The sequence below is a fragment of the Chloroflexota bacterium genome (genome assembly GCA_014360825.1).
In the GTDB taxonomy this organism is placed as follows: domain Bacteria; phylum Chloroflexota; class Anaerolineae; order UBA2200; family JACIWT01; genus JACIWT01.
Genome location: JACIWT010000005.1, coordinates 49,673 through 64,578, shown reverse-complemented (window position 1 = coordinate 64,578; position 14,906 = coordinate 49,673). Strand labels below are relative to the sequence as shown.

The window sequence follows — 14,906 nt, the reverse complement described above, 5'->3', positions numbered from 1 at the left end:
AAGTGCCTTGAGGAGGAAAAGGTGGCCACTTACAAAGTATTGCTGGTTTGCGCAGCGGGGATGTCTTCCAGCCTGCTGGAAGCCAAGACCATTGAGGCTGCTCGCCGGTGTGGACACGAATTGGAGATCCACGCCATCCCAGTGCCACAGGTGACCACCTACAACTTCAAAGCCAATCCCGTGGACATGGTGCTGGTGGCCCCGCAGGTCATCTACAAGAAGCGTGCCATCACCCAGATGGCGGAACCGCTGGGCATCATTGTCCAGGGCATCGAGCCGGTTACCTACGGCATGGTGGATGGGGAAAAACTGTTCGAGCAAATCAGACAAGCAGTGAAAAAATAGTGTAGACGGGTGAGAGAATCATATGGAAGATCAGGAGAAAATCAAGGTTCTAATGTTCTGCGCCTTGGGGATGTCCTCCAGCCTGTTGGCAGCAAGAGCCACCGACGCTGCCAAAGCCGCAGGAATCGAACTAGAGATGGTGCTCTTGTCTGCTGCAGAGGTGGCCATCTATGATTTCGCAGCCAACCCCGTGGATATGGTGCTCATCGCCCCCCAGGTGCGGTTCAAGAAGCGCTCCATCACCCAGGCCGCTGCCCCCCACGGCATCCCTGTGGAAGACATTGAACCAGTCACCTATGGGATGGTGGATGGGCAGGCACTCTTCGAGCAGATCAGGCGCGCAGTGAAGCCCAAAGGGGCCGGGGTTTAGGGTTTGAGCCCAAAAGCCCTAAGGGCTGCCCTAACCCACGCTCCCTGAGCCGGAAAGGGGGATTTATACCTTGGAGACGGCGGTTATTCTGGCCCAAGGCGAGGGCACTAAGATCTGGCCTTTTAACAGCACCCGACCCAAGGCTGCCATACCTATCGGCGGTAAAGAACTCTTGCGACACCAGATTGAGAGCCTGCGGAGAGCGGGTGTCTCTCGCATCCTGATCGTCGCCAACAGCCGTTTTGCGCCCCGCCTGCGCCATCTGGCTTCGGGTGTGGGGTCACAGCCCCTCGGCGCAGTGGGTATACGGGAGGCGGACATCCCGCCTGTTGCTGAGGCCAAGATAGATGTGCTGGTCCTTGACCCCCCACGGGGCACCGCACCTGCCCTGCAACGCGCCCTGGAGAGCCTGGAAGACAGGTACATCCTCGCCCTGTACGGTGACGTGCTTCTCGATCCGGCCACCCTGCCCAATTTGCTGGCCGCGCACCGGGAGTCACCAGAGACATCCCTCGCTCTCGTGGTTCCGTTGGACCAATTGGAAGACCTGACCATCCACCTGGCAGTGAGAGTGAAAGATAGCCAGGTAGAAGAGGTGATCGCCCACCCCCGACACAGTGTCACACACCGGCTGGCGGGCGCTTTCGCCTTCGACCGCCAACAAGTGCTCCCTTACCTGCAGGCTCATCCCGGTTACGTGCCCTCCATTCCCTCCGGTGGCATGCCTCCACAGGACGAAGCCGACCTAGCGCAGACTTTGCAGATGATGGTGGAGGATGGTCTGACGGTGCGGACGGTGGAGCCGGCTGCTTTCGCCCTCGACATAGATAGGCCCTGGGATATTCTCATCGCCAACTATGTCTGGCTGGAGTTCTTGGGCAAGGCCCTCACGCAGGACCACATCCATCCCACGGCCCACGTCTCTGAACGGGCGGACGTGAATGGCCATCTGGTAGTGGGCGAGGGTGCAACCATCGGGCCGGGCGTGGTTCTCCGGGGCAATGCGTGGGTGGAGAGGAACGCCGAAGTCACCAGCGGCGCTATTGTGGGCGCCAATACTTACATTGGCCCACGGACATCGGTTCGAGACTACGCCTATCTGGGCGACCATACCAGCATCGGGCCGCGCTGCAAGGTCGGGCACTGCGCCGAAGTACATGGAGTAGTCTTCGGACGCAGTTCCATCGTTCACTATTGTGAATTGTGGGGGGTGTTGGGCGAGGCGGTGGACGTGGGGGCCGCTACTGTGTATGGCACCCTGCGTTTCGATGATCGCCCTGCTTCCCACAGAATCAAGGGACGCTGGGAGACCCCTCGCTTCGCTTCTGACGCCACTTTCATTGGTGATTTCTGTCGCACAGGGGTCAATGTGATCTTTATGCCCGGATCCAAGGTGGGGGCTTACTCTGCGATTGGCCCAGGCGTCGTGGTGAACGGGGATGTGCCGGAACGAAGCCTGCTCCTCCTCAAACAGGAAGTGATCCGCAAAGACTGGGGCCCTGAGAAATACGGGTGGTAGAAAGGAGACATTCTTGTTCGCCAGGGGATTACTCCTAAGTTCACAGGGCTTTCTCTTCATTCTCCTACCGGGGTATGTGATGTTCCTCATCCTGCGCCGTTCACCAGCGACCGACAGGACTCTGGTCTGGTGGGGAACGGGGGGACTATTGGTCGCCCTTCTGCCGATGAATTTCGTATCCAGTCTGGCGCGCCAGATACTGGCCTCCTCTCCCGGAGCGTATAGCAGAGCATTGCAATTTGTCATCCCCGCATTATGGGCCGGGATATTCGTAGAGGGGATGAAATATCTTGTTCTGAGATACAAGCGTTTAGAGGGCGCTGCGCTTGTACCCTCTGGTATAGCGGTGGGATTGGGCGTGGGATTGATCACCAAGATCTTCCTCGGCTTCGCCATGATAGGAGCGGGGATGAGATTGATTTTGGGTGACATCTCTACCCCCTTGCTGGCCCAGATGGCGGCTACTCCCCTCGCGGAATTGAGCCTGGCCGCAGTGGCCTCGCTGGTGGACCGACTGGCCCTTTTGCTTTTCAACGCCGGCTTGGGAGCATTGGTGGGTCTCTCTCTCCAGAGAAGGAAGTGGATCTTCCTGGGCTATGCCATGTTGATACATGCCGGCATCGAACTGACTTACAATCTCATCATGGTCGGCCTGGATGGTCAAGGGCTGCTGCCCACCATCCTGGCCCTTATTTTCGAGGGCGCACTCATCCTCATTGTTTGGCAGTATCTAAACAAACAGTTATCTTCAGCATCAGTGCAGACCAAGAGAAAACGGATGACGTCGCGGTGATCCGCATCCGGAGCGATACTTGAATCAAAGAGAGGACTATTGCGATGAGCACTGAACCACCTGCAGTCATTATCGGCAAAGATGGCAAGGAAATGATCTATATCCCGGCCGGGGAATTCCTGATGGGTGAGGAGAAGAAATCCATCTATGTGGATGCCTTCTACATTGACAAGTACCCGGTGACGAATGCCGAGTACAAGGCTTTTGTGGATGCCACAGGCTATCGTCAGCCAGACCACTGGCGTAAAGGCACCTATCCCCCCGATAAAGCCGACCACCCGGTGGTGCAGGTCAACTGGGAGGATGCCGCGGCCTACGCCGAATGGGCTGGCAAGCGGCTGCCCACCGAGGAAGAATGGGAAAAAGCGGCCCGGGGGACAGATGGCCGCACCTACCCCTGGGGAGACACGTGGGAGGCGAACCGCGCCAATACCTCAGAGTCTGGCATTTTGGATACCACTCCTGTAGGCAAATATTCTCCCCAGGGCGATAGCCCCTACGGTGTGGCAGATATGGCGGGCAACGTCTGGGAATGGACTGCCAGTGGCGTCAGCCGGGTCTACCAAATCATGCGCGGTGGGACCTGGCTGAACACCCGCGAGGATGCCCGCTGCACCTCCCGTCTGCAATACACACCCCGTCGTCGCAACCCATACGTGGGGTTTCGCTGTGCGCTCAGTGCCTCGAAGCAAACGGAGGCCGGAGGTGCACCTTGAGGGCGACCGCGCCAGAAATCTGCCCACCCGATTGGGAACAAACCCTGTGCACCATCATCCTCCATGCGGGTAATGCCCGCAGTGCCGCCAAAGAGGCAGGCGAACTCGCTGCCGCAGGTCACTGGGAAGAGGCCGAAGGTGCGCTCCAGAAAGCCGAGGAAGAGCAATTGGCGGCCCATAAGATGCAAGCAGAAATCCTGCACAAAGAGGCCCGAGGGGAAAAGGTTCCTTTTTCTATTCTCCTTGTCCACGCGCTTGATCTCCTCCTATTGGCGTGGGCGGAGATCGATTACGCACGGCAATTTCTCACCCTATACCAGCGCTTATACGCCCTAGAAAACGAGGCTCGGAAATGATTCGCATCGCGAAAGTCACTGTCATCGGCGGAGGGAGCACCTATACACCCGAGTTCGTGGATGGCTTCATCCAACGCAGAGATGTCTTATCCGTCGGAGAAATCAGCCTGTATGACATCAACCCCCAGCGCCTGGAATTGGTCGGCGGGCTCATCAAGCGTATGATAGCCCATGCCGGGCTGGAGACGCGCATCACCCTGAGCACCAACCGCCCTGCCGCCGTCGAGGGGGCAGATTTCGTCATCTCCCAGATCCGCGTCGGCGGCATGGAAGCACGCATCCGCGATGAGAGAATCCCCTTGCGATACGGCGTCATCGGCCAGGAGACCACGGGCCCCGGTGGTTTCATGAACGCCATGCGCACCATCCCCGTCACACTGGAAATCGCGCAGGATATAGCGCGATACGCCCCGCAGGCCTGGTACCTTAACTTCACCAACCCCTCCGGCATCATTACCGAGTGTTTGCTGAAGCACACGACGCTGAAGGTGGTCGGGCTTTGTAACAACCCGATCAATGCCATTCGCGCCGTCGCCCAATCGTTCAACGTGACAGATGACGATGTGTTTCTCGACTGGGTGGGCCTGAACCATCTGGCCTGGATACGCACCGCCTACGTTAAGGGTCGCCCCCTGGATATCGAGGAACTGGTGCAGTTGGCGAACAGCGAGCATTTTCCCTTCGAACCAGATCTGGTACGATTGTTGGGCATGCTGCCCATCGGCTACCTGGCCTATTATTACTACCACGACCTGGCTGTGCAGAAGGTCAGAGATGCAGGCAGGACCCGAGGCGAAGTGGTTCGGGAAGTGGAAGAGGATTTGCTGAGAAAATACGCGGACCCCAGCCTAACGGTCAAGCCACCGGAACTCAGTATGCGGGGCGGTGCACTCTACTCCGAAATGGCTGTGCGACTTATTGTCTCGCTGCTCACCGATCGCCGCGATGTGCAGATCGTCAATACCCGCAATGGAGGTAGCATCGCCGACCTGCCGGACGATGTTTCCATCGAGGCGCCTTGTGTAGTCGGTGCCCATGGCGTCACTCCCTTGCGCGTCGGACGCCTCCCACGGATCATCCGGCCCCTGGTGCAAGCGGTGAAAGCCTACGAAGAATACGCGGTGGAAGCGGGGATGAGTGGTTCGCGCGAGACTGCCCTCAAGGCTTTGCTCACCCACCCGCTCGTGCCCTCGTACCCGGTGGCCAAAGCCATGCTGGAGGAGATGCTGGAAGCGAACAAAGATTACCTGCCGCAGTTTATCTAGTCAAACGGGGACAACTATGATCAGAGGTTATCTATAGAAGTTATGAGTCTTAGCAACTTGTGAACGAAGCACCTTCGGATTATAATAATCACGCGTGAAATCCCTTTCTTCCATTCAGCTTGTCACATTCGTTTTGTTTGCGTGGAAAGCGGGAACTGGACGTTTTATGAAATGGTGGTTAAAGAAAGATAATGGTGAATTGTAATGAGCGAGAAAGCAAAGACATCACATAAACTGATATTTGGGGACAGCGAGAATATGAAAGAACTACAAGATGGTAGCGTCCGCCTTGTGGTTACAAGTCCCCCCTACTTCAACGCTCCTTTTGATTACCCCGATCTTTTTGAAAGTTACGATGCGTATTTGAGCAAAATGCGAAAAGTTGCGAGTGAATTGAAAAGAGTAATGGCACAAGGAGGCATTGTATGTATCGTGTGCGACGATACTCTGATACATGGCGAAAAGTTTCCAGTTGTAGCAGACCTTACAAAGATCTACATTGAGGAAGGATTTACATATCGTGACAAAATTATATGGGTGAAGCCAGAGGGCTACATTCGCATAAGTAGAAGAAGCGGGGTCGTTCTACAGCATCCCTATCCAATGTATTTTTACCCAGACAATATCCAGGAAACCATACTTATTTTCCAGAATGGCAAGTTCGATTACAAAAGCGTCTCCGAGGGAATCAAAGAAAATTCGAGAATTGATATCAAAGAGTACCAGAAAAACAAGTGGTATCTGACAATGTGGAATATAACCAATGTTCTACCGTTGAAAAATCGTATTGAGGAGGGCATTGCAGCATTTCCTGAGGAAATCCCTTACAGGCTTGTTAAACTTTTCTCATACACAGGTGAAACGGTTCTAGATCCATTTATGGGTTCTGGAACAACAAACAAAGTAGCAGCGATGTTAGGAAGAAATAGCATTGGCTATGAAATTGATTTGGAGTTATACGAAACCGTGAAGGAAAAAATGGGGTTGAAACAGAGTTCACTATTTGGGAATGATTACGAAGTGGAAATAATAATCAGAGATGATGCGAAACATCTCAGAACACATTTACAGAAAAAGATTAAAAACCAAAGGTCGGTGGTGCAAAATGCCAAAACAAAAACAGGAAAAGTTGCGAGATGAACAAGCAGGGAAGCTCTTAAGCATATTTGAGAATCAAGGGAAATCGAAATGGTTTGAGAGATGGAAAGAGCATATGGCTATTCCAAGTGGCTTAAATCCGCTATCTACTGAGAAAGAAGAGCAAGAAAAAGTATTAAGGTATTTACTTTTGAGGGTGCTGATTAACCAACAGGCAAAGTTTGAAAAGGTAAGAGAGATGTCTATCAGAATATCATATGAATTTACAGACACCCTATTATCTGAACCCTTCAAGATTTCAGAATCCGAACTGTTCAAAGTTTTCAAAGATGTTGCTGGTGAAAAGGGGGCTGCGCTGTATAGAGTGGGTGCTTTGGGAGGAATAAAGCCAATATCACTTTTTGCTTATCGATTTAAAGCATATGAGGGATTTATCAGATGGCTGAATGAGTACAGTTCAGACCTCACCAGTCTTATTGTGGAACACCTAAAGAAAGGAAACCCGATTGGTCTTTTCCGATTCCTCAATATGCATCCTGTCCTTGAAGCGGGATGGGTGGGAAACGATCCAAAGGCATGTAGAATGTTCGTTAATTGGGTTGTCTTTCTCCTTAATGAAGTATGGAAACGCAAAGTGACAAAAATGGAAGAGACCCTGATGATAGTTGACGGGCATGTGGGCAAGGTATTCTGTAGAACTGGTTTGTTAGGAGAGGTGCTATACGACAAGGGGCGACCATATATCATCCAAGCAAGCAAAATGAGGCCTTGGGTAGAGAGCATCGTAGCCGAATCTGGACTAACTCCATTCTACGTTGACAACGGAGCGTTTTATCTTTTTGAGGACGGCTACTGCACCGACATACATCCAAACTGCGGAGAGTGTCCTATAAGCGAAATTTGCCGCCGATACGTGATGTGGACGGCTTATCAGAAATGGGAGGAATGAATAACGACCACCCTGCATAACGAATGGAGCGCATCAAAAACCTTCGAACAGTGATGCCGTAGACGCCCGGTGCGCCGTTGAGTGTGAAATCTGCCGCAGACGTACCAGATATGTAAAAGGTCATGATATGACAAAGCGAATTCTCGACGCCACTGCCAGTGATTTCCGCGCCATGAGCAAGGCGGACCTGCTGGAGAGCATTCGCTTGGCCGAGGGACGGACGATCAACGCGGAGGTGGTCTGCACCACGCTGCCTCTGATAGACGGCGTGACCAACGCCGAGTTAGCCGCTGCCTGTGGTGCCGACCTTATCACTCTCAACCTCTACGATGTGCAGCACCCCATTGTGATGGGCTACCGCAAGGGAAATCTCCCCGCCCTCCCGGAGTTCCCCCTATTAGGAGCATTGCCCATCGGGTTTGGTGTGACTCTGAATGAGGTCAAGGCTCTGGTGGGCAGGCCAGTGGGCATCAACCTGGAGCCCGTGCCCCCGGAGAGGGTTACCGAAGCCTACCGGGGTCGGGTGGCTACTGTGGACAACGCTCGGCGGGCCGTAGAACTGGGCGCCGACTACTTGGTGCTCACCGGCAACCCGGGGTCCGGCGTCTCAGTCGAGGCCATCGAGCGGGCCCTTGGAGAGATCGCCGCGGCGGTAGGGGATCGGGTGATCCTGGTGGCCGGGAAGATGCACGGCGCGGGTCTGGGGGCAGCGGATATCGCCTTCCCCGAGGCAGTGAGCCGTTTCGCCGCTGCGGGAGCGGACATCGTCCTGGTGCCCGCCCCGGGCACGACTCCAGGGGCCACTTTGGAAACCATCAAATCCCTGGTGGACCTGGCACATCAGTTGGGGAAACTGGCCCTGAGCGCCATCGGCACTTCCCAGGAGGGAGCAGAGGTAGCGACGGTGCGTCACATCGCTTTGCTCAGCAAGATGACCGGTGCTGATATCCACCACATTGGCGACGCGGGTTACGCTGGGGTAGCCAACCCGGAGAACATCATCGCCTTTTCCATCGCCGTGCGGGGTCGGCGTCACACCTATCGCCGCATGGCCGCTTCCATCGCCCGGTAAATGGGCGTATCTCCGAGCAGCGCTCAATTCATCGAGAAGAAAAGGGTTATGCCGCCCTGGTAGAGCAACTTGTTGTCCTGGTTGGCGATGATCTGCTTCAACAACTGCTCCTCGCGGTCCAGGAGATAAGCCTCGCGGACCAGCATCTCTGGGACGGTGGCCATACTCAGGATATCCTGTTTCTCCTCCACTGAAACTTGCAAGGCCATGGCGATCAGGTAGGCGGTAGTGGTGATATCGGTGGGGACGTTTTCGATCTGGATGAGATTGCCCAACGCCTCGGAGAGAAGACGGATGTAGCGTACAAAGTAGGGCTTGATCTCCTTCATCAGGGTGCGAGAGGCCTCTGAATTGCCTTTCTCTGCGGGGAAAGGTTCCACTTCTGCTACCAGGTAGGGCATCTCGTGGTGGATGCGCCGGATGCGGAATCGCTCCAGCCCGATGGCCACGACGCTCATGTCCCCTTCTTCGAGGAGTTCCACCCGAGCCACACGCGCGCTGGTCCCTACCAGGTGAAGGACGGAAGTCCCTCCCATCTCCCTCCTCCCCTTGACGAGCACCACGCCGAAGGGCTCTTTGGCATCCATACAGCGGCGCATCATCTGCTTGTAGCGCTCTTCGAACACATGGAGAGGCAACACCATGCCCGGGAAAAGCACCGTGTCGAGCGCAAAAAGCGGCAAGTGCATTGTATCTTCGGACATCGCCTACCTCTGTGCATATTATACCGCATCTCGGGGAAAAGGAAAAGCCCGCCATTGCATCCAATGGCAGGCTATATGGCAGCCTCTTCTCCATCATCAGAGTGGCAATTCCAGGCCGTGCTCTTTCAGCAATGTAGTATCTTGTAGGATGTCGGCTGTTCTCCCGTCGGCCACGATCTTGCCCTGGTCCAGAATCACCGTGCGCTCACACAGGTCGCGCACCAAAAGCATATCGTGGCTGGCGACGAGCATAGTCTGGGGCAAAGCGGCGAGGAGGTCAATGAGTTCGCGGCGGGCGCGAGGGTCAAGCCCCAGTGAAGGTTCATCGAGCACCAGCAAGGTGGGTTGCATAGATAGCACGGTGGCGATGGCCACCCGTTTGCGCTCGCCCAGGCTCAGGCGATGGGGCATCCGTCCCTCGAAACCCGACATCCCCACTTGGGCCAGCGCCCAGCGCACCCGCTCTCGCACCTCGTGCTCTGGCAAGCCCATGTGCAGCGGCCCGAAGGCCACATCATCGAAGACGGTGGGCGAGAAAAGTTGGTCGTTGGGATCTTGGAAAACCAAGCCCACGCGGGCGCGGATCACTCCCAGGTGTCCGTCGCTCACATCCATGCCCAGGATGCGCACCGTGCCCTGCCCGCGCAGTACGCCGTTCAGGTGCAAACACAGGGTGGACTTCCCCGCCCCATTAGGACCGGTCACTGCGACCCGCTCGCCCTCGCTAACGGTGAGATTCACTCCTCTGAGAGCAACATGCCCATCCGGATAGGTGTAGTGTAAATTCATGATTTCGATCACGCGGTTCATGGCTCCACTAAAAATTGTTTGCTTACAAATTCGCCCATATTTCCACAACGAAGAGGAGTGATAGGAAGACAGTCATCAAAAGGAGGTCCTTGCGTCCCAAGGCACTCTCTTGGAGGCTTCGGATCTCACCAGCGAAGTTGCGGGACAGCATCGCCTGGTAAATGCGCTCGCTTCGCTCGTAACTGCGCATGAACAGACTGCCGATCATGCCACCGAGCACCTTCGCCTGCCAGATGAGCGCACCGCCGCCCTTGCCTCCGGGGTCCGCGCTGCGACTCGCCCGCGCCCGCTCCAGCCGTTCTGCTTCATCCAGCAATACGAAAAGATAGCGATACATAGACGAAACGATGTTGATGAGCACTGCAGGCAGACCCAAATGCTGCATGCCGCGCACCAACTCGGTGAAAGGCGTCGTGTACAAGAGCAAACCAACTATGAGCACCGAAAGCCATGACTTCAGCGCCACGCTGATAAACATCTCTATTCCCTCACTGGTAATCGGGAGCGTCCAGCGCAGGATCGAGACAGAAAAGAGGGCTTTGCCGCCCTGAGTGAAGGGAATGGAAACGAGAACGATGAGCAGGAAGGGCAGCGCGATCACAGAGCGGCGAAGGATAGCCACTGGCCCGATACGAGCCAACAATGTCAATCCCAGAAAGATGCCGAAAAGTACCGCGAATGCCCCCCACTCTCCGTTTGGCGTGGCCGTCACAGCCAGCACGAACGCCAATGTGCCGATGAACTTGATGCGCGCATCCAGAAGGTGGACGAGGCTATCTGTATCGTGGCAGTAATTCAGTGGCTCCACCAACATCCTGGCTCCTGGCAGGGGGCAGGCATAGCCCAGCCTGCCCCACACGAGTGCCGATTATCCGCTGCGTTTCTTCAGCATATTTGCCGCACCGAAGGTGACCACGAACACGAGCACGGTGCCGATCAGCCCGGCGACAATCGTGGAGAGTGGCGACTCACCCAGCAGAGGGACGGTGTAGTCCGGCAGGATCTCATAAAATGGCTCCAGCGCCCGGTCAATGAACCCCTGATCTTCGGCCACGCGCTCCAAACCGTCCGGCTCGGGTGAGGCCAATGGTGAAAGCAGCACCACGGCCAGCGCCAAGATCAACCCCACCACCCACCATCTGCTTTTCATAGTTACACCTCCGATTTCCTGGCGTGGAGTTGTAATAGATCGGGACGGGTGGCCATGAGGAAAGAGAGCACAGCCACGGTGATGATCGCCTCTCCGATGCCGATCAGGGCGTGCACCGAGAGCATCGCCGGAAGCGCCACACCGAGAGGCGATGTGCCGGAAATGGCTAATTCCAGGGCAGCGAACCCGGAAGCCACCACCACCGATAGCCATGAGGCCACAATAGCGCCGGCGAACGTGGCCGTATTGCTCTCGCGAAACAGCCGACGCACCCCAACGTAGGTGAAATAGCCTACCAAGACGCCCACGACCGCCATGTTAAACACGTTGGCTCCAAGGGCAATGATGCCACCATCTTGAAACGCCAGCGCCTGTACCACCAAGACAGCAGTAAGGGCCAGCATCGCCGACCACGGGCCCAAGAGAATGGCAGCCAGCGCACCTCCCAGCAGATGTCCAGATGTACCACCCGCCACTGGGAAGTTGAGCATCTGCGCGGCGAAGATAAAGGCTGCCATCACCCCCAGGAATGGCACCTCTTTCTCCCCCAGTTCCTTGTTCGTCCTCTTCACCGCGTAGGCAACCGCCGCCCCCGAGCCCGCGTAGGTAACGGCGGCCGTGGCCACATTGATGAAACCATCTGGAATGTGCATACCCTCGCTCCTTTCTACCCGACTCGTGGAATTTATTGCATATCTTTGTTTATGCAATTATTTGCAATTATACCACAGGTCGAGCGAATTGTCAAATCCCAGCGGTTCGCTCAGCAACAGGATACGAGGGCCGAAGGCGCGAATAGACTATCGCAGCGCTCATTCTAATTTATCGGGGAAATGAAGGGGATGCGCGTTACTACCTTGGCTTCAAGGGCACTTCATCTGGGTTAAGCCCTGCGAGTGCTAACTTCTCACCTAACGCGAAGGCCCTTCGTAGCACATCGGGGTATGCCGAGACTGCGCCCTTTTCATCTATTCCATTGATGAGCACATCACCGTTGTAGGTCGCATCCAGGGTATTGGTGAAAGCCCGCACGGTGGAAAGGGCACAATCGAATTTGGTTCGGGGTGACCCTGCCGTGGCGATAAATGCCGCCCGACGAGACAGTCCCGAGGACGTGGGGGGCAACGGTTGGCGGAGGACGTATTTCATCGCCCAGAGGCATTGGCAGCGGTCAATGAACGCTTTGGCTTGGGCGCTCACATTCATAAAGAAGATGGGCGCGGCCAATATCACCCCTTCATAGGCCAGGAGTTTGTCGTATAAGACCTGATAGTCATCCTGCACAGCGCAGCGCCCAGTCTGGAAACAGCGGTCACACTCGATACACGGTGCGATCTTCAAGCCCTGGAGCACAACCTTCTCGACCAGAGCGCCCTGCGACTCCGCGCCGGCAATGGCTTGGTCCAGGAGGGTCTCGGAGTTACCGCCGCGCCTGGGACTGCCCGCTACGGCCAAGATACGGATGTTCACTTCTCTCTCGGTTCGACGATACCTTTGGTGATCACGCTATCGGCGCGCCCGCCGCAATCCTTGGCCCGCTGAGCCTCGAATGCGCAGGCCTGGCAGCAATAGAGCTGATTGCCCCTCTGGATCGGCTTGGGGCCTAATACCTCCCCACAGTTGGCACATCGGGCTTTCTCTTCCCTCCTCCGTTTCATTGGCTCCCTCCTCATTCCGCAAGAAGACACAAAGACCCCCTTTTGATTTCCTCTGTGTCTTCACGGTTAACTCTCACCAGGGCAAACTACACTACTTCGCGCCAGATACCGTAGCGATCCCAATCTGGATCTGCAGTCAGGTGTTGGTATTCCTTGAAAATGATCTCGCGGTGGCGCTCCTCCTCGGCAGCCAGTTGCTTGAACATATTTTTGGCCGCCGGGTCCTTCGTCCGCCTCATTGCCTGGGTGTAGAAAGCCTTGGCCGACTCCTCAGCCCGGATGGCGATGCGCAACGCATCTATTGCCGACGTCTGCTCAGTGACCGCGGATAGATCGCCCGTCTCCGCCTCACCCAGAGCTGCGATGATCGCCTCGCCAAAGGCAGGCAGATCATCAGGCCGCCGCGAAGTAATGATATTGCCATCGCGCACTACCTCTCGATCCACAAACGTCGCGCCGGCGTTCACCAAATCGTCCTTGATCGCGCTGAAGCCCGTGACGGTGCGCCCCTTGAGGATGCCCGCCGAGATGAGCACCCACGGAGCATGGCAGATGGCAGCCACCACCTTGCCCCGCTCGTGCGCCCTTCTGACAAATGAGAGGACCTCTGGGTAGCGACGCATTTTGTCCGGCGCGTAGCCGCCAGGGATCACCACGGCGTCGAAATCCACGTCGGCCACATCGGCGACGGCTGCATCTACGTCAACGGGGCAACCATACTTGCCATGATAGCGCGAGGCACTCCCCGAACCGATGATCTGCACCTGGGCACCCGCAGCACGCAGCCGCAGCACCGGATACCACAACTCCTGGTCCTCGTACAAATCCTCCGCCAGAACTGCCACTCGTTTGCCCATCAAATTCATTGCCACACTTGCCTCCTTCACGCAATGGTGTTGAAATCAAAATCGTCATCCAATAAATGCTCGGCGTAGGCTGAGACATTTCTCCCCTCTTGGATCAGCCGACTGATAGGGCCAACCGGTCTCTTATCGCCCAAGAGAATGGTGCCCACGATCACACCATCTTGGAGCACCAATTTCTTGTAGATGCCCTTCTCTTCCCCTACCCTCCGATAAACCTGATAAGGCTCGCCCTCGGGATCAAATTTACCGATGGTGGTCAGGTCAATGCCCACGATTTTCAGCGTGTTGGAGGGCACTGTGCCCTGATAGGATGCAGAGTTGGGTGAGATCATATTCTGCCAGGCCACTCGCGCTTGGTCAATGGCCGCCGGGATGATGCCCCACACCTGGCCCTTGAATTCGGCCACGTCACCCGCCGCGAAGATCGCTGGGTCCGAGGTGGTGAGATGCTCGTCCACCACCACGCCCTTGTTCACCACCAGCCCGGCCTCCTTGGCCAGCGCCACATTCGAGCGCACGCCGGTAGAGATGAGCACGATCTCGCCGTCGAGCGTGCGTCCATCGGTGAGACGGATGCCGCTGACCGAGCCATTGCCGAGGATGGCCTCACATGATGCGTGCGTGAGTATCTTCAGCCCCAGTCCCGTGGCATACTTCTCGAAGACCGAAGCGCCCTTCGCATCCAGTTGGCGGGGCAGACAATAAGGGGCCGACTCGAGGACCGTGACCTCCAACCCCAGTTTGCGCAGGCCCCGTGCGGCCTCCATTCCTAATAGTCCCCCGCCGATGACGATGGCCCGGTGCACGTTCTGAGCGTAGGCCCGGATGTTCAGTGCATCTTGCAGCGTGCGCAGGACAAAGACCCCTTGCTGATCTTTCCCCTCAATGGGCGGGACGAAGGCATAGCCCCCGCTGGCCAACAAAAGCCGATCGTATGCCTCAGCGGGTTTGCCCTTAGGGAGCACCTGCTTTGCCGCCCGATCCAAACCCTCTATCGGAGTTCCCAGATGCACTATGATCCGCCTTTGCTCATACCACTCGGGCGGATAAAAGTACAGTTCCTCCTGTGCGATCTCTCCTGCCAAGAACTCCGGGAGGCGAGGGCGAGGATAGTAGGGGAACTGTTCCGCCGTGTAGATAATCACCTGGTTCTCCGGGCTATTCTCAGATAGGAAGCGGGCCACCGTGATGCCGGCCACGCCATTGCCCACGATCACGAATTTCATTGTCTTATC

General features: G+C 56.3%; 17 protein-coding genes and 1 pseudogene. 10 read left to right on the top strand and 8 right to left on the bottom strand.

The window, feature by feature from the left end; all coding sequences use genetic code 11:
- Nucleotides 1-21: 21 nt before the first annotated feature.
- The 10 genes from H5T64_04785 (at nucleotide 22) to H5T64_04740 (ending at nucleotide 8,483) form a co-directional block, all read left to right on the top strand.
- On the top strand, nucleotides 22-345 hold the full coding sequence (locus H5T64_04785) for a PTS sugar transporter subunit IIB (protein ID MBC7263657.1): 324 nt from the start codon (nucleotides 22-24) through the stop codon (nucleotides 343-345).
- A gap of 22 nt (nucleotides 346-367) precedes the next feature.
- Nucleotides 368-715 (top strand): PTS sugar transporter subunit IIB, encoded by a 348-nt coding sequence (locus tag H5T64_04780; protein ID MBC7263656.1) that lies wholly within the window; start codon nucleotides 368-370, stop codon nucleotides 713-715.
- A 70-nt stretch (nucleotides 716-785) separates the two neighbouring features.
- A complete protein-coding gene (locus H5T64_04775; GenBank protein MBC7263655.1) occupies nucleotides 786-2,234 on the top strand; it encodes an NTP transferase domain-containing protein in 1,449 nt (482 codons plus the stop codon).
- Nucleotides 2,235-2,247: 13 nt separating this feature from the next.
- Complete coding sequence (locus H5T64_04770) at nucleotides 2,248-3,027, top strand: YhfC family intramembrane metalloprotease (protein ID MBC7263654.1); 780 nt, start codon at nucleotides 2,248-2,250, stop codon at nucleotides 3,025-3,027.
- Between the two features lie 44 nt (nucleotides 3,028-3,071).
- The gene (locus H5T64_04765; GenBank protein MBC7263653.1) at nucleotides 3,072-3,743 is read left to right on the top strand and encodes an SUMF1/EgtB/PvdO family nonheme iron enzyme; all 672 of its coding nucleotides are present in this window, start codon (nucleotides 3,072-3,074) and stop codon (nucleotides 3,741-3,743) included.
- Complete coding sequence (locus tag H5T64_04760) at nucleotides 3,740-4,099, top strand: PTS lactose/cellobiose transporter subunit IIA (protein ID MBC7263652.1); 360 nt, start codon at nucleotides 3,740-3,742, stop codon at nucleotides 4,097-4,099. The genes H5T64_04765 and H5T64_04760 overlap by 4 nt, the downstream gene beginning before the upstream one ends.
- A complete protein-coding gene (locus H5T64_04755; GenBank protein MBC7263651.1) occupies nucleotides 4,096-5,364 on the top strand; it encodes a 6-phospho-beta-glucosidase in 1,269 nt (422 codons plus the stop codon). The genes H5T64_04760 and H5T64_04755 overlap by 4 nt, the downstream gene beginning before the upstream one ends.
- Before the next feature lie 204 nt (nucleotides 5,365-5,568).
- Entirely contained in the window at nucleotides 5,569-6,504 is a 936-nt protein-coding gene (locus tag H5T64_04750) for a site-specific DNA-methyltransferase (GenBank protein ID MBC7263650.1), read from the top strand.
- On the top strand, nucleotides 6,470-7,411 hold the full coding sequence (locus H5T64_04745; protein MBC7263649.1) for a hypothetical protein: 942 nt from the start codon (nucleotides 6,470-6,472) through the stop codon (nucleotides 7,409-7,411). Before H5T64_04750 ends, H5T64_04745 begins: the two co-directional genes overlap by 35 nt.
- Nucleotides 7,412-7,538: 127 nt before the next feature.
- Nucleotides 7,539-8,483 carry a haloacid dehalogenase-like hydrolase gene (locus tag H5T64_04740; GenBank protein ID MBC7263648.1) on the top strand — a complete coding sequence of 315 codons (945 nt, stop codon included), beginning with the start codon at nucleotides 7,539-7,541 and terminating at the stop codon, nucleotides 8,481-8,483.
- A gap of 23 nt (nucleotides 8,484-8,506) precedes the next feature.
- Here H5T64_04740 and H5T64_04735 read toward each other — a convergent pair whose 3' ends face one another.
- From H5T64_04735 to H5T64_04700, 8 genes and pseudogenes are all read right to left on the bottom strand, one after another.
- The gene (locus H5T64_04735) at nucleotides 8,507-9,187 is read right to left on the bottom strand and encodes an LON peptidase substrate-binding domain-containing protein (protein ID MBC7263647.1); all 681 of its coding nucleotides are present in this window, start codon (nucleotides 9,185-9,187) and stop codon (nucleotides 8,507-8,509) included.
- 96 nt (nucleotides 9,188-9,283) lie between these two features.
- Entirely contained in the window at nucleotides 9,284-9,997 is a 714-nt protein-coding gene (locus H5T64_04730; protein ID MBC7263646.1) for an ABC transporter ATP-binding protein, read from the bottom strand.
- Nucleotides 9,998-10,019: 22 nt separating this feature from the next.
- Entirely contained in the window at nucleotides 10,020-10,811 is a 792-nt protein-coding gene (cbiQ, locus tag H5T64_04725; GenBank protein ID MBC7263645.1) for a cobalt ECF transporter T component CbiQ, read from the bottom strand.
- Nucleotides 10,812-10,865: 54 nt separating this feature from the next.
- Nucleotides 10,866-11,800: pseudogene (locus tag H5T64_04720) on the bottom strand (energy-coupling factor ABC transporter permease).
- 199 nt (nucleotides 11,801-11,999) lie between these two features.
- Nucleotides 12,000-12,617, bottom strand: coding sequence for a flavodoxin family protein (locus H5T64_04715; GenBank protein ID MBC7263644.1), 618 nt, complete (start codon nucleotides 12,615-12,617; stop codon nucleotides 12,000-12,002).
- Entirely contained in the window at nucleotides 12,614-12,805 is a 192-nt protein-coding gene (locus H5T64_04710; GenBank protein MBC7263643.1) for a hypothetical protein, read from the bottom strand. Before H5T64_04710 ends, H5T64_04715 begins: the two co-directional genes overlap by 4 nt.
- An 86-nt stretch (nucleotides 12,806-12,891) precedes the next feature.
- Nucleotides 12,892-13,677: a DJ-1/PfpI/YhbO family deglycase/protease gene (locus H5T64_04705; protein MBC7263642.1), complete on the bottom strand. Its 786-nt coding sequence runs from the start codon at nucleotides 13,675-13,677 to the stop codon at nucleotides 12,892-12,894.
- An 11-nt stretch (nucleotides 13,678-13,688) separates the two neighbouring features.
- On the bottom strand, nucleotides 13,689-14,897 hold the full coding sequence (locus tag H5T64_04700; GenBank protein ID MBC7263641.1) for an NAD(P)/FAD-dependent oxidoreductase: 1,209 nt from the start codon (nucleotides 14,895-14,897) through the stop codon (nucleotides 13,689-13,691).
- Nucleotides 14,898-14,906: the final 9 nt, after the last annotated feature.